This is a genomic window from Pseudomonas sp. LB3P58, from assembly GCF_054897895.1.
Map to the genome: position 1 here is coordinate 3,632,317 of NZ_JBUBVE010000001.1, position 23,589 is coordinate 3,655,905.

Consider the following 23,589-nt stretch of genomic DNA (forward strand, 5'->3'; position numbering starts at 1 on the left):
GCGGTATCGCCTGGCAATTGATCAAGGAGTCATGCCATGAGCATTGAACGGTCTTACAAGGGCAGTTGTTTTTGCGGCGCAGTCGAGTTCACCGTCAGTGGCGAACCGGCCGCGATGGGCTATTGCCATTGCGAGTCGTGTCGGCATTGGTCTGCAGGGCCGGTCAATGCCTTCACGCTGTGGAAACCCGAGGCGGTACAAGTGACTCGGGGTGCTGACAACATCGGCACCTACAACAAGACACCGCGCAGTTACCGCAAGTGGTGCAAGACGTGCGGTGGACACATCTTCACTGAGCACCCGGGGATGGGGCTCATCGATGTGTATGCCGCGGTCATCCCGGATCTTGCGTATTCGCCAGGCGTTCACGTCCACTATCAGGAGACCGTGCTGCGCATCAAAGATGGAGTGCCCAAGCTGAAGGATGTCCCCAACGAATTAGGGGGATCGGGTATCAGCGTGGACGAATAGCGCTGTTTACGCCGGTTGCCACCTTCAAATGGGCATAGGGATCATGCCCATTAATCAAAAGCACCGTTGAGCACTTCGTAGATGAGCCCGGTTGCCAGCGCGACCAATATCAAGTCGGTGCCAACTTGCTGCCATTCATACCCATCATAATGAGGCAGCCTGCCGATCAACCGGCCGTCCAGTTTTTTGGCAATCCCGGGTGGAAGCGGCTTACCTCGCGCGAGGTTCTTTTGAATGCCGGGTGGCAATGCAGGTCCGGGGCTCCAGTAGTCTCGATACCCGCCAACGATCCCAAGAACGCTTCCGCGATTGATACTTGGGCCATTATCCCAATCACCACCCCCGGAATTTTTGCCCTTGCCCCCCTGGTTGCCATGATCCTGGCTGTTTTGCGGATGCCCCTTGCCGTTTCCCTGGCCTTTTCCATTACCAGGATCGGCCAATGCAGTCACTGAACCGGAAACCAGCGCAAGGCATGTAATAGTTGCAATCAATGAGCGAGATCTGAGCATGAGTCGTTCCTTCAGCGTGGCGGGACATCTCTCTGTAATTTAGACGCTATCGACGATGTGGGTTCCATGTTGCCCCATCGACACCCAAGGCGTGGAGCGCTGTGTCGAAGACAGTCAGCTGGCGGCCGCGAAGTGGTCGGGCGCTTGCAGTCTGTACAGGCCATCGCGCAAAACACCGCAGACGATGTCGAAACCCTTGCCCTGAGCAGCCAGCGCTTGCCACCCATCGCGGTTCGCCTGGATGCACTGGGCCGCACGTTTCATCAGTAATGCTCAATGCGCAGTAGCCGTTAGTGCCACGGTAACTACAGCAATGGCTGTACTTAGCCAGGCTGCGTGTACGGGAGATAGCTCGCGGGGGACGTGTAACAAATTAAGTCACGAACGTTTACCTACAGCGCAGATCCTTATACGATGAAGCCCGCATATACTGCTCTCCATCAGGCAGAGTAAGCTATGGTTATATTTGACAAAGCGGGCTTAACAAATTGTGTTTTTATAGTCAAGCAAATCTTGTGCAGACAAATTAGCGAAAGCTGTATACATGTTCAATTATTCCTACAACAAAATGCTATATCATTGGGCGTCTGAACGATGAATAACACTAACTTTCTGGCTGATAACTCTAAAACCTTCAGCATAGTTATAGTTAATTACAAAACACCAGAAATCACCAAGATATGCTTAGACTTATTGCACCAGCATGTGGCCAGCCACAACGTCCCAATATGGGTCGTTGACAACTATTCCGCCGATGAAAGCACTGAGTATTTACGAACGCTTGACTGGATCAATTTAATCGAACGTTCTGTTTCTGAACCAGAACCTGGGCATGTCGCGCATGGCAAAGCACTTGACCTGGTTTTGGAGCGAGTTGAAACTGATTATTTATTTCTAATGCACACCGATACATTTGTTTTCGATAAAAATGTTTTTCCGATGATGCTGAATAAATGCTTGAAAAACCAAAAAGTCGTAGCCGTCGGTTGTGTTGAGCAATTAAACCGCGGTACCACGAGAACGCTTTGGCGCTTTAGCTCACGACTATTCAAACACCATTTCAGGCACCTGAAAATTTCCATGGGATTACGCTCCAGAGAACCAAAACCGTACAGAGAAGTCTACTTGAAGAGTTTCTGTACATTGTGGAACTGCAAACTTATCAAACAGCACAACATGCATTTTTCGATGGATGATCGCGTGCCAGGCTACACCCTCCAGGACCGCATGACCGAACTTGGCTATGTCGTTGAAATGTTATCACCGCGTAAAATCTTCAGTTATCTGGATCACATGCAGTCTGGCACTGTCGCAGCGGCTGGCGGCTATGAAAAGACTCATAGGCGAACCAAAATGTACAACGATATCCTTAAGCGCCTGAAAAAAGAAGACAGCAAAAGTTAAGCGACGAAGAGACACAACGAGCAGTGCGCTGGACGCTGCTTGAAGTCACCAAAACGTCTTTATATCAAGTTATTGGAGCGGTAATGGCACCCATCACTCAAGCACTACCTATGACCCTCTCCCCGGAGCTTGATTTCGACCAGAACGCCGCCAGCGCCTTGGGTTCGTCATTGGCCAGTGGCTATATTCAGGCTACGCCATTTCCGCACATCGTCATCGATAATTTCCTGGATGAAGAGCTGATTGCGAGTATCTGCTCGCACTTCCCAACCGAACCCACCAACAACGAAATGCTCTATGAGCGCGGCTATAAAGGTCAACTAAAACGTCAAATCAGTCCCAACGAATGCCCCCCCTATTTGAAGACTGTTTTTAACGCCTTCAACTCAGCCCCCATGTTGCAGTTTCTTGAAAAGCTCACAGGCATTGAAGGCTTGATACCCGACCCCTACTTTGCTGGTGGCGGCTTGCATGAAACGAAAAGTGGCGGTTTCCTGGGGGTACACTCGGACTTCAGGCTCAACAAAAAGCTTAATGTTGAGCGCAGACTGAATATCATCATTTATCTGAATGAAGACTGGCGAGAGGAATACGGCGGCAACCTTGAACTTTGGGATGTCGGGATGAAGACCTGCCTTAAAAAAGTCCTGCCCATTTACAATCGATGTGTCATTTTCAACACAGACAAAGACAGCAATCATGGGCATCCAGAGCCTTTAACAACGCCAGAGCACATCACGCGCAGGTCTATAGCGCTTTATTACTACACCGCAGGAACCATGGTGATCGATCCTGCACAAAGAAATAAAACCCACTACAAGCCAAGGCCCAAAGATCGTTTAAGCCTAAAGTACTACCTGGCTAAACTAATCAAGAAAAAAAACTAGACTACGAAAGCAGCCATGGCGCGCCATCTTTAAGGAAGATCATGGACATTCGATTGACGGAAGCCAAAGACTGGATGTTTTTGAAGCAGGTCCGTCTCGCTGCGCTTTTGGACACGCCGACAGCGTTTGGTGTGAGTTACCAAACGGCCGCTCAATACAGTGACGAGCAGTGGAAAGAACGCGCTTCGTCAGCGGCCGGAGCGGAATTCTGGTTGGCCATCAAGGACGATAAACCGGTGGGGATGATCGGTGCCGGGGTCAGTCAAGCGAATCGCTACAACCTGATCGGAATGTGGGTAGAACCCGCTGCACGTGGTTCTGGTGTGGCAGCTCAGCTTGTTGAGGCGGTGAAATCTCGCGCGATCGGCAAAGGGCATGATCGCATTTTCCTGGATGTCTCCCCGGACAATGCAAGAGCCTCGAACTTCTATCTAAAGCAGGGTTTCTCTTTCATCGATGAATGGGAACCTTTGGTCAGTCATCCGCATATCAGGGTTCAGACCATGCTTTGGACTGTACGGAACTGACTAATCAGACGCGGCTGGCCTCTCAGCACGCCCACGTTTGCCCGAGCGTCTCCAGACCGGCCTTTTGCAGATCCTCTGGGCTCATCACAATACGGAACTTGCAGGTGGCGTTGAAGTTGAGAAAAAAGGGCTCCGCCAATGTGGGGATGTCGGAGGGGTCTTGCACGTCGACCACAAAAATCCCACCACGCTTGCCATCCTGCTCGGTAAAGTACGCCGCCTCCGGTTTGATGCTGGTCAGGATGCGTTCAATAACCTCGCCCACCTTCCCGGCTTTGACAAGGGTGTTGAAGGGTTCGTTAGGGCACTCGACCATCAGTAACATCTTCATCATTCAATCCTCTGTTCAACTTGCAACGCTGTAGTGTCATGAAGAATAGCCAAGCGTTAGCCAACCCTCGGGCCGGGTTACGAGCGGTCATGCAACATGGCGATTTCGGGCCGCTAAAAGCGCTAAACCACGTATCATCCTGGCCGGATCGACTTCAGACTTGTCGCACTAACAAGTGGGCCAAAAGCGGTCAATTTCGCTCCATTTCGTCTACCCTCACAAAGCGTCATGCAGCAACCAGCTTGCGCTTGGCGTATCGACATTTTTGCCTTAATGCACCGGAGAATTTTCATGCTCAACCGTACCCTGGCATTGGCTGTCGGCGTGACGCTGTCTTTTTGCACCTTGTTGACGCAGGCCGCCGACACCCTGAAAGTCAGTGCGATTCCCGATGAAGCCCCGACCGAACTGCTGCGCAAGTTCAAGCCGCTGGGCACCTACCTGGAACAACAATTGGGCATGAAGGTCGAGTTCGTTCCCGTGAGCGACTATCCGGCCGTGGTCGAGGCGCTGGCCACTGACCGAATCGATATGGCCTGGCTGGGCGGCTTCACGTTCGTGCAGGCACGCCTGAAAACCGGCAATGCCATTCCGCTGGTACAGCGCGAACAGGACGCCCAGTTCACCAGCAAATTCATCACCGCCGACCCGGCCGTCAAATCCCTCGCCGACCTCAAGGGCAAGACCTTCGCCTTCGGTTCGGTGTCCTCCACGTCGGGCAGTCTCATGCCGCGCTATTTCATGCTGAAGGACGGCATCAAGCCGGAAACCTACTTCAGTCGCGTGGGCTATTCCGGCGCCCATGACGCCACTGTCGCCTGGGTCCAGGCCGGCAAAGTGGACGCCGGGGTACTGAACGCCAGCGTGTGGGAAAAACTGGTCGCCGCCGGCAAGGTCGACACCACCAAGGTCCGAGTGTTTGCGACCACCCCGGCCTACTACGACTACAACTGGACGGTACGCGGGACCCTCGACCCGGCGCTGGCGGCCAAGATAAAGGCCGCCTTCCTGGCACTCGATCCGGCGAATCCGAAGGACAAGGAGATTCTGGATCTGCAGGCCGCCAGTCGATTCATCGAAACCAAACCCGAGAACTACAAGGGCATCGAGGAAGCCGCACGCGCCGCCGAACTGCTCAAATGACGTTGCATCTGACCCAGGTCAGCCTTACCCACGTTAACGGCGTCCAGGCGTTGCGTGGTGTGGACCTGCACATCGGTGTAAGCGAACAGGTTGCGATCATCGGTCCGTCCGGCGCGGGCAAGTCGAGCCTGCTCAACCTGCTGGCCACCGCCCTGCGACCGGACGACGGCGAGCTGCAGGTGCTCGGCGAGCGCGCCTGGCAGCTGTCTGCCCGTCAGCGCCAGCGTCTGCGCGCGCGCATCGGTCTGATCCATCAAGCGCCCCCGCTGCCACCGCGCCAACGCGTGGTCACTGCGGTTCTGGCTGGAAAGCTGGGTCAGTGGGGTCTGGGCAAAAGTCTGCTGAACTTGCTGCATCCGGTGGATATTCCGGGCGCACGCGCGGCATTGGCGAGGCTCGATCTCAGCGACAAGTTGTTCGCGCAATGTCAGCAACTGTCCGGTGGACAGCTACAGCGCGTGGGCATTGCCCGCGTGTTGTATCAAGCGCCCGAAGTATTGCTGGCCGATGAGCCGGTTTCGGCCATGGACCCGGTGTTGGCCGAGCACACGCTGTCGGTGCTCTGTCGCCATGCCCGGCGGCACAACGTCACACTGGTCGCCAGCCTGCATGCGGTGGAACTGGCCCTGGCGCACTTTTCGCGAATCATCGGCTTGCGTGATGGGCAGATCATGTTCGACCTTGCGGCCAGCGAAGTCGACCGCGAGCTGCTCGACAAGCTCTACGCCAACGAACAACTGCAATCCCCACCGATTACTCCGGCGCCCTTGAGTGTGCAGATTCCCCGATGCTGACCCGTGATACCCGAGATCCGGCCACCCGGCCCCGCCTGCTGCTCACCTTACTGGCCCTTGCCTTGCTGTGGCCGGGCATCCACTTCAGCGAATTGGACCTCAGTGTTCTGGTGGCGAGCGACAGTCAGAGCGAGATGGGCCGGTTTGTCTCAGCCTTCTGGCCACCGGCCCATGGCGAGGAATTCGTTGAGCTGTTAGTGCAAGCCACTCTGCAGACCCTGGCCATCGCCACGGCCGGCATGGCCCTGGCGTTGTTGTTGGCCGTCCCCGCCAGCCTGCTGGCCAGTCGGGCTCTGTCGCTGTCTGCTGCCTCCCGTGCCGGTCACCCGAGCTATTGGGGTCAACTGCTGCGTTGGCCGGTACGCGGTTTACTGATCTTCCTGCGCAGCGTGCCGGAAATCGTCTGGGCGCTTTTGTTTGTGCGCGCCGTCGGCCTCGGCCCGACTGCCGGGGTACTGGCCATCGCCATTACCTACAGCGGCATGCTGGGCAAGGTCTACGCGGAAATTTTCGAGTCAGTCGACCAGCGCACGGCCCACGCGCTATTGCAGGCCGGCAGCGGTCGGCTCGCAGCCTTTTTCTACGGCATCCTGCCCAATGTCGCTGCGGAGCTGCTGTCGTACACGGTGTACCGCTGGGAATGCGCAATCCGCGCCTCGGTGGTGATGGGCTTCGTCGGTGCCGGCGGTCTGGGCCAGCAAATGGACCTGTCGTTGCGCATGTTCGCCGGCGGTGAAGTGGCCAGTTTGTTACTGACGTTTCTCGTCCTGGTACTGCTCGCCGATCAACTCAGCCGCCTGCTGCGCTGGAGGCTGGCATGAATCGCCTGATCAACCTGATGCTGCTCCTGTGTATCGGCGCAGCGGTAGTCGCCTCGTTCATCTACTTGGGCATCGACCTTGGCGAGCTGGGTGGCAGCGGCAACCTGAAGCAGATGGGCGCTTATGCGCAGCGTTTTCTCAGCCCGGACCTGAGCGCGAGCCATCTGCAAGCCATCGGTCACGGCGCCCTGGAAACCATCGCCATGTCCGCCCTCGGCACCCTGCTCGCGGCGGTATTCGGCCTGCTGTTGGCATTGCCCGCGGCCGGGCACTTCGGCTGGCCTTTGCAGAGCGTGTCGCGTCTGGTGCTCAACGCCTTGCGCGCGGTTCCGGAACTGGTGTGGGCTGCGCTGATGGTCCTCGCCGCCGGGCTCGGCCCCAATGCCGGCACCCTGGCCCTGGCCTTGCACACCACCGGCGTGCTCGGTCGGCTGTTCGCCGAAGCGCTGGAAAACACCCCACCCGAACCGGCCGAAGCCATCCGCCTGCAGGGCGGCAATGCCCTATGGGCGTTCTGCTACGGATCACTGCCCAACCTGTTGCCGCAGCTACTGGCCTACATCCTGTACCGCTGGGAAAACAATATCCGCATGGCCAGTGTGCTCGGCTTCGTCGGCGCCGGTGGTTTGGGGCAAATGCTCTATGTCAGCCTCAGCCTGTTCCAGGAAGCTCAAGCCAGCACGGTCATTCTGGCCATGCTGTTGCTGGTATTTGCCGTCGACACATTGAGCAGCTGGAGCCGTCAACGCTGGGTCAAGGCCTGACGGCTTCGCAGAACCGGATGGCAAAACGTTGATCCAGACTAAGCCAACGGTTGGTGACTGGTCACGCAGTGGATACCGCCGCCACCGGCAGCAATGGCGTCGATGTTGAGCTGTACCACCTCACGGTCCGGGTAGAGCTCGGACAACAAATCGAATGCTTTGGAGTCTGCCGCCTTGTCACCAAACTCGGGCGCAATGACCGCCCCGTTGATCACGAAGTAGTTGATGTAGCCCGCCGCAAAGTCTGGATTGTTGCGGCTGAACTTGCTCTTACGGGGGTTGAACGGTGGCGACACGGTATGCACCTGCAGCTTGCGGCCATCGGCATCCGTGGCATTGTTGAGAATGTCCAAATGGGCACGCGTAACGCCGTAATCGTATGACTGAGGGTCGTTGTCGAGGTTGGCGATCACAACGCCAGGCTTGACGAAACGGGCGTAAAAATCGACGTGGGCATCCGTGATGTCCTTACCTTTGATCCCCGGCAGCCAGATGATCTTGCGCAAGCCCAAGCACGCTTTCAGCTCTTGCTCGATCTCGGCCTTGCTCCAATCGGGGTTGCGGTTGGCATTGATCCAGCTGCTTTCGGTCATGATCCCCGTGCCATGACCATCCACTTCGACACCACCGCCCTCACCCACCAACTCGCTGCGGATATGACTGGCTTCCACGGTGCTCGCAACCAGAGCGGCCAGTTGCGCATCCTCGCCGTGCTGCTGTTTGTTGCCCCAGCCGTTGAAGTTGAAATCCACGGCGCCGAGCCCGCCTTCCCCATCGATGACGAAGTTGGCGCCGATATCGCGCATCCAGATGTCGTCGAGTTCGCTGGTGACGTAGGTGATGTTAGCCGTGCCGCAATGTTCTTCGGCCAGCTCCCGTTCACGCTCACGACAGAACACAGTCACCGGTTCATATCGCGCGAGGGTGCGAGCGATCAGGCCAATGGCGGCTTGTACGTCGGGGGTGAAATCCTCCCAGATCGCTTCCTGTGCGCCAAAGGCGATGAAGGCCCGCTGATGCCTGTCGCCCTCATCCGGCATACGCCAACTGCCGGGGGTGGCCGCTTGCGCATGCAGGGGCGTCAGGCCAAGCCCGATAGACGCTGCCGCGCCCAAACCGGCGACTACCGATACCTGTTTGATGAACTCACGACGCGTCGACATGTATTGATCCCTGGAATGTTTGTCTGAAGTCATTTCGCGGTGGCCGTCTTGAACTTGGTCCAGGTGCGCATGCGCGCTCGCATATCGGGCTGCGGAATGTCCTTGCCCGGAATCAACCGTGCGTAAGTGGCCTCATCGAGGTAAATATCTGGGTTGTTGCGCATGGTCGCATCGACGCTCGCACGTGCCTTGGCATTGGAGGTGGGGTAGCCGGTGAAGTTACTGATGGCGGCCATGTTGTCCGGGCGCATGACGAAGTTGATGAACGCATAAGCGTACTCCGGATGTTTGGCGTCGACCGGAATCGCCATGGCGTCCATCCACACCGTGGTGCCTTCACGGGGAACACGGTATTGGAACATGGTGTTCTTGCCGGCGGAATCCGCCGTCCGTTGCGCCTGTGTCATGTCCCCGCTGTAACCGAGCGACAGGCACAGGTTGCCGTTCACCAAATCGGTGACCGGCTGCGACTGGAACTTGCGGATGTACGGCCGAAGTTTCAGCAGCAACTCACTCGCTGCGGCCAAATCTTCAGGCTTGGCGCTGCGTGGCTCCCGGCCCAGATAATTGAGCACGACTGCCAGCACTTCGTCCGGCGAGTCGATCATCGAAATGCCGCAGTCGGCAAATTTGGCAGCCAGCTCCGGTTTGAACAACATGTCGAGGCTGTTGACCGGAGCATCCGGCACACGCTGTTTGATCTGCTCGGCATTGTAGGTCAGGCCGATGGTGCCCCAGGTGTAAGGGACGGTGGCCTGGCGCGAATACTCGTAATGCGTTCGCAGCTTCTGCAAGCCGGGTTCGATGTCATCCAGGGCCGTGAGTTTTGACCGGTCCAGCGGTTGCAGGCTGCCGGCACGCATCAAGCGTTCGGCGACGGTGTCGCCCGGGAAGATCAGGTCATAACCGCTGCCACCGGCGAGCATTTTGGCTTCCAGCGTCTCACTGCCATCCATGACGTCGTAGATCACTTTGATCCCGGTTTCGGCGGTGAATTTGGCCAGCGTGTCCTCGGCAAAATAGTCGGCCCAGTTGTACAGCCGGAGGGTTTTCTCTTCCGCGTGCAGCGCCGGCAAGGCACAACCCAGCGCCAGGCCCAAGGCACCGCTCAACAGCATTTTGATCGTGTGCATATCAAACCTCCTGAGTCTTCCAGCGTGCATGGGTGTGACGACCGTCCTGAGTCAACAGAGCGCCGTACATGTCCGGACGGCGATCGCGGTAAATGCCCCAGCTCAAGCGCTCTTCGCGCATCGCGGCCAGGTCCAGGCTTTGCACCAGCACGCCGGTGCTGTCGCGGTCGGCCTCGGCGAGCAACTTGCCCTTGTGATTGCAGATAAACGACGAGCCGTAGAAGCTCATCTGCAAGGTCGGATCAGTGGTCGCCGCCTCTCGGCCGACGCGATTGGCCGCCACCACCGGCAACAGGTTGGCGGCGGCGTGGCCGCGCATGGTCATCTGCCAGTGGTCACGGGAATCCAGCGCCGCGCAGCCAGGCTCAGAACCGATGGCGGTGGGAAACAGCAAGACTTCAGCGCCCATCAACGCCAGGCAGCGCGCGGTCTCGGGGAACCACTGATCCCAGCAGATCCCCACACCCAGGCGCCCGAACGCCGTGTCCCAGACACGAAAACCGGTATCGCCGGGACTGAAGTATTCCTTCTCCTGATAGCCGATGGCGTTGGGAATGTGGGTCTTGCGATACACACCCAGCAGGCGCCCATCGGCATCGGCCACGCTCAAGGAATTGAAGTAGGCATTGCCGACCTTCTCGAACCAGCTCAGCGGCAGCACCACACCCAACTCTTTGGCCAGCGCGGCAAAGCGCTTGAGCACAGGGCTGTATCGATATTCTTCAGCCAGCTCCAGGTGCTTGTGGCTTTGCTCGATGCAGAAATACGGCGTGGCAAACAGCTCCTGCAACAGGATGACCTGAGCGCCTTTGGCCGCGGCTTCGCGCACCCGTTGCTCGGCCTGATCGAGGTTGTGTTGCAGGTCCCAGGTGCAGGGCATCTGGGTGGTGGCGATGGTCAGAAGCGTCATGGCATCAACCCTCCACCGGCCAGGCGGGCTGTTGCTGGGTGATGCAATGCACACCGCCACCGCCGTGGGCCAGGTGATTGATCCGCACCGGCACCACTTCGCGTCCCGGGAATGCCTGCTGCAGTACAGCGGCCGCCACGTTGTCGGCATCAATGCCGTAGGCCGGCATGATGATGGCGTCGTTGGCGATGTAGAAGTTGGTGTAGGAGGCGCAGAACACTTCAGCTTCGGTGTCCACGGCATCGCTGGCTTCATACAATTCGATCAGCTCGAACTGTCGGCCTCGGGCATCGGTGGCCAGCTCCAGAGCACGACGGTTCTCGCGGGCTACTTCGGCATACACCGAGTGCTGGTCGTGGGTGGCGTCCACCAGCAAAACCCCGGGGCGGGCGAACGCGCACACGCCATCGACGTGGCCGTCAGTCATGTCGCCGGTCACATAGTCCGGATCGCCTGGCAGCCAGATCGTTTTTTTCACACCCAGCAGACGCGTGAAGATTTCCTCCATCTCCGCCTTGTTCATGCCCGGGTTGCGATTGGGGTTGAGCAACACCGACTCGGTGGTGATCAATGTGCCCTCGCCGTCCACATGGATGGCCCCGCCTTCATTGCTCAGCGCAGTTCCAAAGCAATCCACGCCCAAGTGATTGAGTGCGCGACGAGCCAGGCTTTCGTCCAGATCATGGGCCGACTTGCCGCCCCACGCGTTGAAGCGCCAGCTCACCCCGGCCAGGCCATGTTGCGGATGGCAGACGAAACTCGGACCGGAGTCCCGGCACCAGCTGTCGTTCACCGCCAACTCGATCAATTCGATGTTCGGCCCACATAACGCTTTGGCACTGGCGATAGCAGAAGGGTCGACGACCAGTTTCACCGGTTCGAAACGGGCGATGGCGTTGGCGACGCGAGCGAAGTCCTCTTGCACCAGCGGCAATGTCACGCCCCAACCGGACTCCCAGAGTGCCGTGTTGTGCGGCCAGACCATCCAGGTGGCAGCGTGCCTGACCCACTCGGCCGGCATCATCCAACCGCTGTTTCGAATTTCATTCTGCTGCATGACATGCTGCATGATAAAAAGCCCTTTAAGTTAAGCCATTGTGTTCAACAAAACTGCTTGGGTGTTCCTGGCATGCATGCTACGGCCGTAAAATCAGGCAAACAAACGATGGATTTTTCAGACAAATGATTAGAGGAACTTATCAATATGCTCAAGCACTGGCCGCCACTCAGCACCCTTCGCGGCTTTGAAGCCGCCGCCCGGCTGGGCAGTTTCCACAAGGCGGCCGCCGAGTTGCACCTCACCCAATCGGCGATCAGCCAGCAGATCCGCAGCCTTGAGGCGTACCTCGAACAACCCTTGTTCTTTCGCAATGGACGCAGCGTCAGCCTGACCGATGCCGGGCACGACCTGCTCAGCACCACCCAGGCGTTGCTGCAACAACTGGCCGTCGGCATTCGCCGCCTGGGGCAATACCAGAAACCCAACCAACTGGTGCTCAACACCACCCCGGCGTTCGCCCGTCATTGGCTGCTGCCACGCTTGGGGGATTTTCGTCGCGAGCATCCGGACGTTGACCTGTGGATTTTCAGTACCGATGAAGTCCCGGACATGACCACCCAGACCATCGACCTCGCGGTGCGCGATGACATCAGCTCCCAAGCCGAGTGCAGCTTCAAGGTGCTGCACGCCGACCGCCTCTACCCGGCGTGTCACCCGAGCCTTTTGGCGTTGCCACAGGAACAGCGCACCACCCTTCACGGTGAGCGGGAAATGGATTGGAGTCACTGGGCGGTGGAAGCTGGCATCGATGTCGGCCAGAAAGATCAGGGGCTGAATTTCTCCGACCCCGGCCTGCTGCTGGACGCCGCGTGCGCGGGGCTCGGTATCGCCCTGGTCAGCCAGTTATTGAGTCGGCAGGCGCGTATCCAAGGATTGTTGCAACCCTTGGTGGAGCAAACCATTCGCGGCCCGAACTGGGCCATGCTGACCCATCGTGACAGTGAGAACAACGCGCTGGCACGAAGCTTCAGTGAGTGGCTGCTGGGTAACCTGGAAGATCGCCCAACAGAGTTGAACGGCTAATTATGAAACCTTTCGGCTCATCGACGTGCTGCGTGGCGCGCAATGGTAAAGGTGAACGAACTGGCAGAGCTTGCCGGAGAGCAGTTACAGACCTATCGACTGGTCAATTCAAAGGTCAGCGAAGCCTGATCGCGCCCACGCCGGACTTCCGCATCCATTGACTCCGTCAATAGTCACCATTAACTCAATGAAGTTCTCATAAAAAATCCGCGGCGTAACATCAGCTCCAGACCCAACAACTACACCCCGGAGCACACCCTCATGAAACGCCAAACTATCCTCAGCATCGTTTTCTCGGTTTTTGCAGTTAACGCTTTCGCCGCTACCTCTGCTCACCCGGTTGTCGCTGAAGGCGGCTCGGATCGTCTGATTGAAAGTCGTGTGGCTGAAGGTGGTTCGGATCGTCTGATCGAGAAACGTGTTGCCGAAGGTGGTTCCGACCGTCTGATCGAAAACCGTGTCGCTGAAGGTGGTTCCGACCGTCTGATCGAAAACCGTGTCGCTGAAGGTGGTTCCGACCGTCTGATCGAAAACCGCGCTGCTTGAATGAATGGCTTTACTGCGGAACCCAACAAGAAGCCCGGCCTGACAAACCGGGCTTTTTTACGATCTCTGAGCAACGGGCCGTCTGGATTACTTGAAAACCGGAACGGAAGCGGATTGGTTGGGCGCGCGCAAGTACTCTCGCAACCGGAGGCCAATCTCGGCAATCTTTGCCTCTCCCGCTTGCAATGCTTTTGGGTTGGTATGCACGGAGTAGTTTCCCAGCGCTAGATCATAGGGGTGAGGTGCTGCTGAACCGATCACGAAGACTGCATCTTTTTGCTCGGCCTTCAGCGTGACGGCATCGCTACCTGGCGCGAAGATAGCCATTTCTCCCGCGGTGACCAGGTCAGGCGCATAAAGGGATCCTCGGCTGACACTCAACCACAACGACTCATGCCCTTGTGGCGGCACATATGTCCAGGATTCCCCGGCTCGTAGGGTGACCAGCAAATAATTCATTCCATCCGGGGCGCGGACCGGGCTCTGGACACCCTCGTGCGTTCCAAGAATCACACGCGCAGGCCCCACTTCAGGCATCACGTCTGCCTCCAGGTACTGGCTATCGACACTCGCGTTTTCCAACTCGGGTGGTAGTGCAACCCAAAGTTGAAAACCTTGAATCCGCTTCGATGTGCCAACTGACATTTCCTTCCCATGCCACACCCCGCCTCCCGCACGCATCCATTCGACGCCACCGTAGTCAATAGTCCCCGAACCGGCTTCGGCATCGTCAAAGTGCAAATTACCTTCGGTAATGACTGTGACAGTGGCGATTCCCGAGTGCGGGTGCATTTGCATACCGTTAATGAATGAACTCTCACCTTCAAACAGATCAAGAAAAACGAACGGCTTGATCAGGTGGCCCAGATCTGAAGGACTCATCAGCCGGACAATCGGGCCATGCCGGCTCCCTGTGGTGCGGTAGATGATTTCGCGGTGAGCAATGGTTTCACCAAGCGTTGCAGTACGCATGTCTTTTTCCTCTAACCGTGAATGCCCTCGTCAAGCGCTTGAGCCAGGCTGCGGTGGCGATTGATGTGGGCTCATGTTAGGGATTGGGGATTCATTTGATTAGTAGCTATAGTTGCTTTTCACTCATCCATTTTTGGCGCAATCAAGTGTTTGACCTCAATGACGTGGCTCTTTTTGTTCAAATCGTCGACGCGGGGAGCTTTGCAGGAGCAGCCCGGCGCACAGGGGCGCCCTCCAACACACTCAGTCGGCGTATGAAGCTGCTGGAGGAAGCTATGGGGGTGCGTCTGCTGCATCGATCCACCCGCAAGTTGGTACTCACGGGCGCCGGTGAGGCCCTATATGAGCGAAGCGCCAGTCAAATCATGGAATTGATCGAGGTCAGTCGCCAGCTTGCGCAAGGCAGCCAGGAACCGACCGGAAGGATCAGGGTCGCGGCCCCCGCAGATTTTTTTGAGGTTTTCCAGATGGATTTTGTCGCTGACTTCCTCAGTCGATATCCAAAAGTGGAGCTGGACTTTGTGTTGAGCGATTTGCGAACTGACCTGATCGCCGAAGGCATCGACCTGGCATTCAGGTCGGGCGCGCTTCCTGACTCAAGTCTCGTTGCGCGAAAAGTCAGTACCGGTCGCCGCATTCTTGCCGCCAGCCAAAGGTATCTTGACCTTTACGGCACGCCAGAGGATGTCCCTGCGTTGGGCGAACACGCCTGTATCAGGCCATCCCATTCCTCCACGCAGACCCATTGGAATTTGATCGGCCCCCAAGGTGCGATCCAGGTCGGGGTCAGCGGACGATTTTGCGCGAACACTGCACAGTCCCAGTTGAAAGCCGCCATGGCGGGCCTGGGCATCTGCCTGCTGCCGGAACCCATTCTGCGCTCAACCTTGAACGCCGGACATCTTGTCCAATTGCTACCGGACTATAGCCAGCAAAACAGCGACTTATCCATTGTTTATCCCAGCCGAAAGCAGATTCCATTGGCGGTTAGCGTGTTCGTGACGCAAGCGGTTGCTCATCTACAGGAACAAGACCCTGACCTCTTCGATCCTGCGTAACGTTCTTCTTGTCGGCGCGATAGCCACCCCCCAAAGCCTTGATCAGCGCCACCTCGCTTTCCAGGCGCTGCCCCTGCAACAAGGCCAGGCCACTCTGTTCGGCCAGCAGCGGCAGGTTTGCTTCCAGTGCTGCCACCCGATTCAACAGGCCACGCTGGTAGTGCGCATTGGCACTGTCACGGTTGAAGCGCATGTTGCCGATGCGTGCCTGCTGTAACGTCTCCTGTGCTTCCAGCCCTTGCAGCTTGCTGCCGGCTACAGCGACGTCGCGCACTGCGTCAAGCACCGCTTGATTGTACTGTTGCACGAGGCCGTTGCTCAGGCTGCGGGCATTGGCCAGTTCGGCATTGAGGCGGCCACCGTCGAAGATTGGCAGGGTCATCCCGGGGATCAGATTGATCTGTCGGCTGCCATGGTCCCACAGGTCTCCCATGTGCAGTGCGTCGGCGCCGAAGAAGGCCTTGATGTCGAAACTCGGGTAGAAGGCGGCCTTGGCCGCATCGATGTTCGAATAGGATGATTGGACCAGCCAGCGCATGGCCTGTAGGTCCGGGCGTCGCGCCAGCAATTCATAGCCCAGACTCTGCGGCACCCCATAGGCATGTGTCGGCAGGGATCGCGGCGCCAGTGGCAGCGCAACCTCAGCACCAACGCCGAGCAACGCGCGCATGGCTTCACGCAGTTGTTGCGTCTGACTGCGCAGGGAGACGATCTGCCGCTCGATCAGTGCCTGGTTGCTCAGCGCCTGTTGCTTCAGTGGCTGCGCCTCCAGGCCACGCTCGATGAGCGCCTGATGCGCGGCCACCACTTCGGCAGCAATGGCCGACATGCGCTGCAAGTCGGCGAGTAGTTGTTGTGCGGTCTGGATCTGGAAATACAGCAGGGTCACGCCGCTGGCCACCTCCAGCTCGACCCAGGCCGCTTCCGCCTGACGCGCGTTGCGTATGCCCAAGGCACTGTCGATTTGCGCTCGCTGCCGTCCCCAGAGATCGATTTGGTACGCGCCACCGAGGCCCACCACACCCTCGGTGTACCAGGGCCCGGTGAGGCCGAGAGCCGGTTCGTTTTGGGCGAAAGGGCCAAGAAAACCATTGGCGGAAACGTGCTGGCGGTTGACCAGGGCGACCAGATCGACCTGCACGCCAGTCAGCGATTTCACCGAGGCTGCCTGGGCGCGGGCCTGGTCGATATGACTGCGAGCGATGGCGATGCTCGGAGCCTGAGCGAAGGCGATGTCGATCAACTGATTGAGCTGCGGGTCCCGATAGCGTGCCCACCAACGCGCGTCGGGCCAACCCTCGCGGGCCAGGTGCAGATCGTCGGCGAGGCGGATGCTGGCGGGGTCAAGCTGCGGCGCCAGGCGGCCCTCTTCGCGGATCAACGCGCATCCGCCCAAGGTCAGGCTCAGGCCGAGAACCGCGCACAATCGAATGTCGCCCCTCATGAGCGCAGCTCCACCAGCGACCCATTTTCGAAAGACTGCCAGTCTGGAAGCGAAACCAGCAGACGACGTAGTTCACGCAACTCCCGTAGCAGTCCGAAGTCGCCCCGACTTCCTTCCGCTGGCGGATCGAATGGCGGCAAGCCATCCAGCGCAACCGCCTGATCATTCAATCGCGCCGCGTAGCTGACCAGCCACGCACCCAACCCCGTCTGATGCTCGTCCAGCCAGGTGCGCAGCGGCATTGGCAATTCGGCTTCGAGCGCCGCACGGTTGCGCTGCAACTGGCCGGTCAATAGAAGGATCTCCCGGGCCTTGGCCAGCAGCGTCTGGGTAAACAGTGTCAGCACTTCATGCTCCCCCTGTTGCCAACCGGGTTCCAGGGCCACGCGCGCAAGCATCGCCTCGCATTCGGCGAGCTGTCCCCAGCTGCGCAAGCTCAGTTCGTGCAAGTGATCGACTGATGCATCATATTTGGGCGCACCCAATACTCCGGCGATGCTGTGCAGGATTGAAGACAGGCGCCGCCGCAAACCGTCACCTTCGCTTTCCGGCCACAGCAGACCATGCACCAGAGTGCTGACCAGAACGCCGAGAATGATACCCACCAGACGGTCGCGGATTTCGGTCATGTCGGTGCTCGGGCCAAACTGTTCGAGCAAAGCCAGGGCGAAGCAGAACATGATTTGCAAGCCGGCATAGCTGATGCGCTCGGAGCCCGCCGCAACCCACGCCCCGAGACCGATTACCGGCAGGCTCATGACCAACAGGCCGACCAGCGTCTCGATTTGCGGAATGACGAAGACCATGCACAGCAGTGCCAAGGCACTTCCCACCAGACAACCGCCGATGCGCAGCAGGCCTTTCTGGGTCGACGCACCGAGACTGGGCAAGGCGACGATCACGCAAGTCAGCATCACCGTGTGGATGCCCGGCCAGTCCACGGCGTTGTAGAACACATAGCACAACAGCGCGGCCAGCCAGCTCTTGAAGGCAAAAAGCAGGTAGTTGGGATTGCTGAAGGCGTCGCTTGCCAGCAGAGGCTCCTTCACCGGGATGTTGGCGGACGGGATCAAGGCCTCGCGGGGGGCCAGGGCGCGCAAAGCTTCACGCATCTCCTCCAGTGCCGCAGGCATCAGCGGCCGCATCAGCGCCTCGCTGTGCAATGGCGACGGCATGGGGCCGCCTTCGATGGCCTTGGCCAGCGCCGCACAATCCTGACGTAGAGCCGCCAGCGCTTCGACATCCGAGACAGGCGCGTTCAGGGATGCTACGGCGGCGTACAGTCGCGAGATGCACGTGATCAGCGCCAGATGCTGCACCTCGTGAGCTCGATAGCCGGTATCGCGCATGCTGGTGAACTTCAGCAGTTTATGCAGGCTGAGCACGCCCTGCTGGACATCGATCGGGCTGATTTCCAGGGGCTTTGTTCGCCCCTCTCCCACCTCCCCCAGACACGCCTCGACCTGAGCCAGTTGACGCTGCATCGCTTCGCGCAACAACTGCTGCGGTTCTTGCGGCAGCAGCAACGTGTTGACCAGCAGGGTGACCAGCGTCGGGTAAACCACAGCCATCCACACCCACAGGCAGCCACGTAACAGCAACTCGGGTTGCGCAACGAGATCCACCAGGCTCTGTACGTAGATGGTGACGATAGCCACCACGAAAAACAGCGGGCCGAGGCGCGTGGCGCGCATGCCGAACATACTGACCAGAAACACCACGCTTGCGCAGACGATACGCAGCAGCGGATAGCCGTAGGTGAACTTGAGCAGGAGGATAGCGATACCGATGGCGAGCGTGGCGCTGACGATGAACAGGATGCCGGCCATACGTGTCAGGACCACGTTGGTCTGGCTCACGAAGAACACCATGATCAGTGACAGCGCCAGTAATGGCACCTCCAGACTCATCGAGAGAATGATGACCAGCGTGCAAGCCACCCAATTGCGCAGCAGCGCGTTGCCGCGCCCGGGAAACGCCGCCAACTCCGCGACGACGAAGCGCCATAGACGCTCGGGCCAGCCTTCCACGGCCGTCATTGCGGCTTACCTTTGTCACTGTCGGCATGGATCACTGCTACCGCCGATGCGCCGATGCGGAACAGTTGCGGGTCGGGTTGATCGACGCGGATGCGTACCGGGAAGCGTTGCGCCACCCGCACCCAATTGATGGTCCGTGCGACCTTCGGCAGCCCGCTGACCTGGGCGCCGCCATCGTCAGGGAAGACACCGAAGCCAATGGAGTCCACGGTACCGCTGAAAGCACGCTGGCTGTCACTCATCAGGTACAGCGTGCTGCGGCTGCCGGTATGGATATGGTCCAGTTCGGTCTCGCGAAAGTTCGCCACCACGTACCAGCGCCGCGTATCGATCAGGCTGAACAGCGGATGCCCTGCTGCCGCGAACTGGCCGTCAGAAGTCGTCAGGCCAACGATACGTCCGTCGAAGGGTGCGCGCACAACACTGTGCTCCAGATCCAGCTCGGCGCGGGCGATCTGCGCCTGGATCACTGCGCGCTTGGCGACCAACGCGTCAACCCCGCTGACGGCAGCGGCGGCTTGCTTGACCTGTAGCTGCGCTGCATTCAATTCGGCACGGGCGCTTTTGGCGGCGGTGCGCGCCTGGTCCACCTGCTCCTCGGAAACATAGCCGCGCGACAGCAGTGGTTCCATGCGTCGCAAGGTGTCCGCCGTCTGCACGGCAGCCGCCTTGGCCCGTTCGATGCTGGCCTTTACGGCATCAGAGTTGAATTGTTGGGCATCGACCTGGCGCTGGCTGAGGATGATTTCCTGGTTCAGCGCTTGCAGTGACGCCAGGGTCTGATCCAGCACGTCCTGATACGGACGGGCATCAATACGCAGAAGCACATCCCCTTGCTGCACCTGCTGGTTCTCGCGCACTGGCAGCTCGACGATGCTGCCGCTCACCTCGGGGGTGACGTTGATGGTATCGGCATAGGCATAGGCGTCATCGGTACGCGGAGCGTTGTCGAGTCGCCAGACGACCCACAACAGCAATGCCAGAGTCAGCCCCAGCAACACCAGGATCAGGACGCGCCGGGGCAGTGTTTTCACAACATTTTCGCTCATGGTGGGCGACTCCCGGTCAGGTCTGGAAGAACAGCAACCAGGCACTCAAGGCGAACAACGCGGTCAGCACGGGGTAAGCCAGCGCCGGTGGCGTCAGCCAGGCACCCAAACCGCGCCGAGCCAAAAAAGTATGGACCAGCAACGCCAGCAGCACAGCGCCAAAGATGCAGAACAGCCAGTCGGGAAAATAAGCCCCCAGCACGGGCACTGATGGCGAGCGGGAACAGGCTGATAGCGTCAAAGTCAGCAGCAGAAGGCTTTTGCGCCAGACTCTCTCTCCCTCCTTCATGGAGCTCATCAAGTCCCCTCCACTAAAGGGACTACTATAGTTCACGCAAAAACGGCCAGCGACGCGCCAAGCGGGTTCCCAATGCCAATCGCCCGGGGCCCGCGACAAAAATCGTCGAGAAGACGATCAGTAACAGCCAGGCGAACTGCCCTTCGGCCAGGCTCCACTCCGGATGCACCCAGATCACCGATACCGCGAGCAAAAATAGAACCGGCAACGTCGCAAGGCGCGTCAGAACGCCCAATACGATGAATACCGGACACAGTACTTCGGCGAAAATCGCCAGCGACAAGGTCAACAAACTCCCCATGCCTAACGGGTCTTCGATCAATCCCAATTCGTGGTCAAAATGGAGCAGTTTCGGGATTCCATGCACTGACACCAGCATCAGACACCCGGTGATTCGTAGCCAGCACAGTGCGACATCGGCGGCGGTCGTTGTCGTCTCAATATCAGTCGTAGACATGTTCCCTGGCCTCCATAGGATTGAAATGAGCGTAGTCATGGGTGATTGAAATCAGCCGCTCACCCAGGTCCGCAAACAATTCACTGATCTGCGTATGCCCTGTCGCAATCCCCCACTTGGGAAAATAAACCTGTGCGTCTTCAGCGAACAACTCCAGGATATTGCGGCCATCCGGGGCGACACCGCCTGCCCCTAGAATGCAAAACAGGAACAACCAAAGGCTCCCCAAAAACCTGTGAAATCATTGACCGGCACTGACGACAACCGGGCCCTGTCGTGACTGTGTGAGTGGACGGCGCAAGGGCCGCTGCACTGATGCGTGCGGGCAGCGACCACCGCATTGGGTTTCCAGTGCCCGGGAACGTTAATGACAGGTGACCAATCCGGCATGATCGGAAGCGCGGGGGGAGCCAACTGATCGAATTCACCGGCGCCATAAACGACCTTGCCCCCCACCACCGTCAACACGGACTCGATCCACTTGATCGCCTCTTCATCGACGCTGAAAAAATCGGCGCTCAAGGCCACCACGTCAGCCAACTGACCGACCTTGATCTGCCCTTTCTTGCCCTGCTCCGATGAGAACCAGGCACTGCCATGGGTATACAGCTGCAACGCCGTATCCCGTGAAAGACCTTGTGGATAGAGCGTCATCCCGCCAACCGTTTTTCCACTGACCAGCCAGTACAACGATGTCCACGGGTTATAGCTGGAAACCCGGGTAGCATCGGTGCCCGCACCTACGGGCACGCCTTCGGACAGCATCCGCTGGATGGGCGGCGTCTGCTCGGCGGCCTTGTTGCCATAGCGCTCGACAAAATATTCCCCCTGGAACGCCATCCGGTCCTGAATGGCGATTCCGCCGCCCAACGCCCGAACGCGCTCAATATTTTCAGGGGTGATGGTTTCGGCGTGATCGAAAAACCAAGGGAGGCCATTGAAGGGAATATCTCTGTCGACCTTCTCAAAAACGTTGAGCATCCGCGTGATGGATTCGTTATAGGTCGCATGAAGCCGGAAAGGCCAACGATGCTCGACCAGATGACGAACCACGGGCTCCAGCTCTTGTTCCATGCTCTGGGAAAGATCAGGTCGCGGCTCGAGGAAGTCCTCGAAGTCGGCAGCAGAGAACACCAGCATTTCACCGGCACCGTTGTGACGGAAGAAGTCGTTGCCGTCGCCCGGCTTGACCATGCTTGTCCAGCTCTTGAAGTCCGACAGTTCCTGCGTTGGCTTTTGAGTGAACAGGTTGTAAGCGATGCGTACGCTCAATTGATTTTTATCGGCCAGTTCGCGAATGACCTCGTAGTCGTCGGGGTAGTTCTGGAAGCCGCCCCCCGCGTCAATGGCGCTGGTGACGCCCAACCGATTGAGCTCGCGCATGAACTGGCGTGTTGAGTTGACCTGATATTCCAGCGGCAACGTCGGGCCTTTGGCCAACGTCGAGTAAAGGATCATCGCGTTGGGGCGGGCGATCAGCATGCCGGTAGGATCGCCATTGGCATCGCGCTGAATTTCCCCACCAGGCGGATTGGGCGTATCGCGGGTGTAACCGACTACTTTCAACGCTGCCCGATTCAACAGCGCACGATCATACAAATGCAATACGAACACCGGCGTGTCGGGGGCGGCTTTGTTCAGTTCGTCCAGCGTAGGCATTCTCTTTTCGGCGAACTGGAACTCCGTCCAGCCGCCCACCACCCTCACCCACTGTGGCGCAGGCGTACGATCAGCTTGTGCCTTGAGCATACGCAGGGCATCCGCCAGCGAAGGTACGCCCTCCCAACGCAGTTCCAGATTGAAATTCAATCCACCTCGAATCAGATGGAGGTGGGAGTCGTTCAGCCCGGGAATCGCTGTGCGTTTGTTCAAGTCAATGACTTGAGTGGCACTGCCGCGCGTGGCCATGATTTCTTCGTCACTGCCAACCGCAATAAATTTCCCGTCCTTGATAGCCACGGCACTGGCCGTGGGTTTCTCGCGATCAACGGTGTGAAAGCGGCCATTGATCATGATCAAATCGGCGTTCATTGTGCCTCCTCGAATACTCGATGCTGATGAACCTGCTGATAGGGCAAACGGTAGAGTCTTTTTCATGGACGCTCCCCGCCTTTATCACCATTGAGCCAAGGTGCGAATAGCCGGGTCACAGGCGGCATGAACAGGTAAACCACCAACAATACGATGGTCAGCGTGATCACCACATTGCTCTGCAAGTACCCTCCCAGCCACGGCACCCGTGCGAACACCGGGCCCCAGCACAAAGGGACAGCCAATGACAGCGGCAGGATGACCAAAAAGGTGATGCAAGCCTGTTTCCACCGGGGCGGCGGTGACGCCTGGGATGTCTCGGGAGTGAACCAGAACTCGCGCCCCTGGCTGACCTCGAGTTGATCACCATCGGCCAGCAGGTCTTGCACCCCAGCCACCAGCAAACGACGGTCCTCGGAGTCCAGCCAGGCCTGAAGTTTCTCCGTGCAGGAGAAGCGCAGAACGCTGGTGAAGAGATGAATACCGTCACGGTGGCTGCGAAAAACATCCACGCCCAAGTGCCCCTCATAACCCTTGGCGGTATCGACTGTTTTTCGAAGCCAGGCTTCATAGGCGCTCTCACTGCCCTGTCGGGCTCGGTGCCGAACGACTAACGTGGCCACTTCATTGGCATTGTAAATGCTCATTGCGACCTCCTGGGCTGCCCGCCCCGCGAGTCAATACGGTCGTCAGGCAAGTTGGAAACTGCCCGTCCATCCGCACTCGCCTGAGAGCGCCTTATTCCCCTTCGG

At 58.5% G+C, this 23,589-nt stretch carries 26 protein-coding genes and 1 pseudogene; 11 read left to right on the forward strand and 16 right to left on the reverse strand.

The window, feature by feature from the left end:
* The first annotated feature begins 36 nt into the window (after positions 1-36).
* A complete protein-coding gene (locus ACYZTZ_RS16830; protein WP_056743824.1) occupies positions 37-471 on the forward strand; it encodes a GFA family protein in 435 nt (144 codons plus the stop codon).
* 50 nt (positions 472-521) lie between these two features.
* Here the strand turns inward: ACYZTZ_RS16830 and ACYZTZ_RS16835 are convergent, their stop codons facing one another.
* Both ACYZTZ_RS16835 and ACYZTZ_RS16840 read right to left on the reverse strand, forming a co-directional pair.
* Positions 522-983, reverse strand: coding sequence for an anti-virulence regulator CigR family protein (locus ACYZTZ_RS16835; protein ID WP_461999057.1), 462 nt, complete (start codon positions 981-983; stop codon positions 522-524).
* Positions 984-1,097: 114 nt separating this feature from the next.
* On the reverse strand, positions 1,098-1,247 hold the full coding sequence (locus ACYZTZ_RS16840) for a hypothetical protein (protein ID WP_462000736.1): 150 nt from the start codon (positions 1,245-1,247) through the stop codon (positions 1,098-1,100).
* A gap of 330 nt (positions 1,248-1,577) precedes the next feature.
* Between ACYZTZ_RS16840 and ACYZTZ_RS16845 the strand changes: the two genes are divergently transcribed.
* From ACYZTZ_RS16845 to ACYZTZ_RS16855, 3 genes are all read left to right on the forward strand, one after another.
* Positions 1,578-2,387, forward strand: coding sequence for a glycosyltransferase (locus tag ACYZTZ_RS16845; RefSeq protein ID WP_461999058.1), 810 nt, complete (start codon positions 1,578-1,580; stop codon positions 2,385-2,387).
* 83 nt (positions 2,388-2,470) lie between these two features.
* Positions 2,471-3,274, forward strand: coding sequence for a 2OG-Fe(II) oxygenase (locus tag ACYZTZ_RS16850; protein ID WP_462000687.1), 804 nt, complete (start codon positions 2,471-2,473; stop codon positions 3,272-3,274).
* Positions 3,275-3,315: 41 nt separating this feature from the next.
* A complete protein-coding gene (locus ACYZTZ_RS16855; RefSeq protein WP_461999059.1) occupies positions 3,316-3,801 on the forward strand; it encodes a GNAT family N-acetyltransferase in 486 nt (161 codons plus the stop codon).
* A gap of 22 nt (positions 3,802-3,823) precedes the next feature.
* Here the strand turns inward: ACYZTZ_RS16855 and ACYZTZ_RS16860 are convergent, their stop codons facing one another.
* Entirely contained in the window at positions 3,824-4,132 is a 309-nt protein-coding gene (locus tag ACYZTZ_RS16860) for a panthothenate synthetase (RefSeq protein ID WP_461999060.1), read from the reverse strand.
* Between the two features lie 291 nt (positions 4,133-4,423).
* On the opposite strand from ACYZTZ_RS16860, the gene ACYZTZ_RS16865 reads away from it, so the two are divergent.
* The 4 genes from ACYZTZ_RS16865 to phnE are packed head-to-tail and all read left to right on the forward strand — an operon-like array spanning position 4,424 to position 7,654.
* Positions 4,424-5,275, forward strand: coding sequence for a putative selenate ABC transporter substrate-binding protein (locus tag ACYZTZ_RS16865; protein ID WP_461999061.1), 852 nt, complete (start codon positions 4,424-4,426; stop codon positions 5,273-5,275).
* Positions 5,272-6,069, forward strand: coding sequence for a phosphonate ABC transporter ATP-binding protein (locus tag ACYZTZ_RS16870; protein ID WP_461999062.1), 798 nt, complete (start codon positions 5,272-5,274; stop codon positions 6,067-6,069). The genes ACYZTZ_RS16865 and ACYZTZ_RS16870 overlap by 4 nt, the downstream gene beginning before the upstream one ends.
* Positions 6,063-6,890, forward strand: coding sequence for a PhnE/PtxC family ABC transporter permease (locus ACYZTZ_RS16875; RefSeq protein ID WP_461999063.1), 828 nt, complete (start codon positions 6,063-6,065; stop codon positions 6,888-6,890). Before ACYZTZ_RS16870 ends, ACYZTZ_RS16875 begins: the two co-directional genes overlap by 7 nt.
* Positions 6,887-7,654, forward strand: coding sequence for a phosphonate ABC transporter, permease protein PhnE (gene phnE / locus ACYZTZ_RS16880; protein WP_461999064.1), 768 nt, complete (start codon positions 6,887-6,889; stop codon positions 7,652-7,654). Before ACYZTZ_RS16875 ends, phnE begins: the two co-directional genes overlap by 4 nt.
* Positions 7,655-7,692: 38 nt before the next feature.
* Here the strand turns inward: phnE and ACYZTZ_RS16885 are convergent, their stop codons facing one another.
* The 4 genes from ACYZTZ_RS16885 to ACYZTZ_RS16900 are packed head-to-tail and all read right to left on the reverse strand — an operon-like array spanning position 7,693 to position 11,917.
* Positions 7,693-8,817, reverse strand: coding sequence for an agmatine deiminase family protein (locus ACYZTZ_RS16885; protein WP_461999065.1), 1,125 nt, complete (start codon positions 8,815-8,817; stop codon positions 7,693-7,695).
* A 29-nt stretch (positions 8,818-8,846) separates the two neighbouring features.
* Positions 8,847-9,950, reverse strand: a complete 1,104-nt coding sequence (locus ACYZTZ_RS16890) for an extracellular solute-binding protein (protein ID WP_461999066.1) — start codon at positions 9,948-9,950, stop codon at positions 8,847-8,849.
* Position 9,951: 1 nt separating this feature from the next.
* Positions 9,952-10,860, reverse strand: coding sequence for an N-carbamoylputrescine amidase (gene aguB, locus ACYZTZ_RS16895; RefSeq protein WP_461999067.1), 909 nt, complete (start codon positions 10,858-10,860; stop codon positions 9,952-9,954).
* A 4-nt stretch (positions 10,861-10,864) separates the two neighbouring features.
* Entirely contained in the window at positions 10,865-11,917 is a 1,053-nt protein-coding gene (locus ACYZTZ_RS16900; RefSeq protein WP_461999068.1) for an agmatine deiminase family protein, read from the reverse strand.
* Positions 11,918-12,064: 147 nt separating this feature from the next.
* On the opposite strand from ACYZTZ_RS16900, the gene ACYZTZ_RS16905 reads away from it, so the two are divergent.
* Both ACYZTZ_RS16905 and ACYZTZ_RS16910 read left to right on the forward strand, forming a co-directional pair.
* Complete coding sequence (locus tag ACYZTZ_RS16905; protein ID WP_461999069.1) at positions 12,065-12,943, forward strand: LysR substrate-binding domain-containing protein; 879 nt, start codon at positions 12,065-12,067, stop codon at positions 12,941-12,943.
* A 261-nt stretch (positions 12,944-13,204) separates the two neighbouring features.
* Positions 13,205-13,486, forward strand: a pseudogene (locus ACYZTZ_RS16910) (hypothetical protein); the annotation flags it as partial.
* Positions 13,487-13,576: 90 nt separating this feature from the next.
* Here the strand turns inward: ACYZTZ_RS16910 and ACYZTZ_RS16915 are convergent.
* A complete protein-coding gene (locus ACYZTZ_RS16915; RefSeq protein ID WP_461999070.1) occupies positions 13,577-14,461 on the reverse strand; it encodes a pirin family protein in 885 nt (294 codons plus the stop codon).
* A gap of 146 nt (positions 14,462-14,607) precedes the next feature.
* On the opposite strand from ACYZTZ_RS16915, the gene ACYZTZ_RS16920 reads away from it, so the two are divergent.
* Positions 14,608-15,519, forward strand: a complete 912-nt coding sequence (locus tag ACYZTZ_RS16920) for a LysR family transcriptional regulator (protein ID WP_461999071.1) — start codon at positions 14,608-14,610, stop codon at positions 15,517-15,519.
* On the opposite strand, the gene ACYZTZ_RS16925 is transcribed toward ACYZTZ_RS16920, so the two are convergent.
* The 8 genes from ACYZTZ_RS16925 to ACYZTZ_RS16960 all read right to left on the reverse strand — a co-directional run bounded on the left by ACYZTZ_RS16925 (position 15,449) and on the right by ACYZTZ_RS16960 (position 23,484).
* Positions 15,449-16,963 carry an efflux transporter outer membrane subunit gene (locus ACYZTZ_RS16925; protein ID WP_461999072.1) on the reverse strand — a complete coding sequence of 505 codons (1,515 nt, stop codon included), beginning with the start codon at positions 16,961-16,963 and terminating at the stop codon, positions 15,449-15,451. The genes ACYZTZ_RS16920 and ACYZTZ_RS16925 overlap by 71 nt on opposite strands.
* Positions 16,960-19,002 carry an FUSC family protein gene (locus ACYZTZ_RS16930; protein ID WP_461999073.1) on the reverse strand — a complete coding sequence of 681 codons (2,043 nt, stop codon included), beginning with the start codon at positions 19,000-19,002 and terminating at the stop codon, positions 16,960-16,962. Before ACYZTZ_RS16930 ends, ACYZTZ_RS16925 begins: the two co-directional genes overlap by 4 nt.
* Positions 18,999-20,051 (reverse strand): multidrug transporter subunit MdtN, encoded by a 1,053-nt coding sequence (gene mdtN, locus ACYZTZ_RS16935; RefSeq protein ID WP_461999074.1) that lies wholly within the window; start codon positions 20,049-20,051, stop codon positions 18,999-19,001. Before mdtN ends, ACYZTZ_RS16930 begins: the two co-directional genes overlap by 4 nt.
* A 16-nt stretch (positions 20,052-20,067) precedes the next feature.
* Positions 20,068-20,349, reverse strand: a complete 282-nt coding sequence (locus ACYZTZ_RS16940) for a YtcA family lipoprotein (protein ID WP_461999075.1) — start codon at positions 20,347-20,349, stop codon at positions 20,068-20,070.
* A gap of 25 nt (positions 20,350-20,374) precedes the next feature.
* The gene (locus tag ACYZTZ_RS16945; protein WP_461999076.1) at positions 20,375-20,806 is read right to left on the reverse strand and encodes a DoxX family protein; all 432 of its coding nucleotides are present in this window, start codon (positions 20,804-20,806) and stop codon (positions 20,375-20,377) included.
* Positions 20,793-21,020: a hypothetical protein gene (locus ACYZTZ_RS16950; RefSeq protein ID WP_461999077.1), complete on the reverse strand. Its 228-nt coding sequence runs from the start codon at positions 21,018-21,020 to the stop codon at positions 20,793-20,795. Before ACYZTZ_RS16950 ends, ACYZTZ_RS16945 begins: the two co-directional genes overlap by 14 nt.
* Entirely contained in the window at positions 20,999-22,837 is a 1,839-nt protein-coding gene (locus ACYZTZ_RS16955; RefSeq protein WP_461999078.1) for an amidohydrolase, read from the reverse strand. Before ACYZTZ_RS16955 ends, ACYZTZ_RS16950 begins: the two co-directional genes overlap by 22 nt.
* Before the next feature lie 62 nt (positions 22,838-22,899).
* Positions 22,900-23,484, reverse strand: a complete 585-nt coding sequence (locus tag ACYZTZ_RS16960) for an antibiotic biosynthesis monooxygenase (protein WP_461999079.1) — start codon at positions 23,482-23,484, stop codon at positions 22,900-22,902.
* Positions 23,485-23,589: the final 105 nt, after the last annotated feature.

Coding starts and splice junctions, on each gene's coding strand:
- ACYZTZ_RS16830 (WP_056743824.1), top strand. CDS start 37: ATGAGCATTGAACGGTCTTACAAGGGCAGTTGTTTTTGCGGCGCAGTC.
- ACYZTZ_RS16835 (WP_461999057.1), bottom strand. CDS start 983: ATGCTCAGATCTCGCTCATTGATTGCAACTATTACATGCCTTGCGCTG.
- ACYZTZ_RS16840 (WP_462000736.1), bottom strand. CDS start 1,247: ATGAAACGTGCGGCCCAGTGCATCCAGGCGAACCGCGATGGGTGGCAA.
- ACYZTZ_RS16845 (WP_461999058.1), top strand. CDS start 1,578: ATGAATAACACTAACTTTCTGGCTGATAACTCTAAAACCTTCAGCATA.
- ACYZTZ_RS16850 (WP_462000687.1), top strand. CDS start 2,471: ATGGCACCCATCACTCAAGCACTACCTATGACCCTCTCCCCGGAGCTT.
- ACYZTZ_RS16855 (WP_461999059.1), top strand. CDS start 3,316: ATGGACATTCGATTGACGGAAGCCAAAGACTGGATGTTTTTGAAGCAG.
- ACYZTZ_RS16860 (WP_461999060.1), bottom strand. CDS start 4,132: ATGAAGATGTTACTGATGGTCGAGTGCCCTAACGAACCCTTCAACACC.
- ACYZTZ_RS16865 (WP_461999061.1), top strand. CDS start 4,424: ATGCTCAACCGTACCCTGGCATTGGCTGTCGGCGTGACGCTGTCTTTT.
- ACYZTZ_RS16870 (WP_461999062.1), top strand. CDS start 5,272: ATGACGTTGCATCTGACCCAGGTCAGCCTTACCCACGTTAACGGCGTC.
- ACYZTZ_RS16875 (WP_461999063.1), top strand. CDS start 6,063: ATGCTGACCCGTGATACCCGAGATCCGGCCACCCGGCCCCGCCTGCTG.
- phnE (WP_461999064.1), top strand. CDS start 6,887: ATGAATCGCCTGATCAACCTGATGCTGCTCCTGTGTATCGGCGCAGCG.
- ACYZTZ_RS16885 (WP_461999065.1), bottom strand. CDS start 8,817: ATGTCGACGCGTCGTGAGTTCATCAAACAGGTATCGGTAGTCGCCGGT.
- ACYZTZ_RS16890 (WP_461999066.1), bottom strand. CDS start 9,950: ATGCACACGATCAAAATGCTGTTGAGCGGTGCCTTGGGCCTGGCGCTG.
- aguB (WP_461999067.1), bottom strand. CDS start 10,860: ATGACGCTTCTGACCATCGCCACCACCCAGATGCCCTGCACCTGGGAC.
- ACYZTZ_RS16900 (WP_461999068.1), bottom strand. CDS start 11,917: ATGCAGCAGAATGAAATTCGAAACAGCGGTTGGATGATGCCGGCCGAG.
- ACYZTZ_RS16905 (WP_461999069.1), top strand. CDS start 12,065: ATGCTCAAGCACTGGCCGCCACTCAGCACCCTTCGCGGCTTTGAAGCC.
- ACYZTZ_RS16915 (WP_461999070.1), bottom strand. CDS start 14,461: ATGCGTACTGCAACGCTTGGTGAAACCATTGCTCACCGCGAAATCATC.
- ACYZTZ_RS16925 (WP_461999072.1), bottom strand. CDS start 16,963: ATGAGGGGCGACATTCGATTGTGCGCGGTTCTCGGCCTGAGCCTGACC.
- ACYZTZ_RS16930 (WP_461999073.1), bottom strand. CDS start 19,002: ATGACGGCCGTGGAAGGCTGGCCCGAGCGTCTATGGCGCTTCGTCGTC.
- mdtN (WP_461999074.1), bottom strand. CDS start 20,051: ATGAGCGAAAATGTTGTGAAAACACTGCCCCGGCGCGTCCTGATCCTG.
- ACYZTZ_RS16940 (WP_461999075.1), bottom strand. CDS start 20,349: ATGAGCTCCATGAAGGAGGGAGAGAGAGTCTGGCGCAAAAGCCTTCTG.
- ACYZTZ_RS16945 (WP_461999076.1), bottom strand. CDS start 20,806: ATGTCTACGACTGATATTGAGACGACAACGACCGCCGCCGATGTCGCA.
- ACYZTZ_RS16955 (WP_461999078.1), bottom strand. CDS start 22,837: ATGAACGCCGATTTGATCATGATCAATGGCCGCTTTCACACCGTTGAT.
- ACYZTZ_RS16960 (WP_461999079.1), bottom strand. CDS start 23,484: ATGAGCATTTACAATGCCAATGAAGTGGCCACGTTAGTCGTTCGGCAC.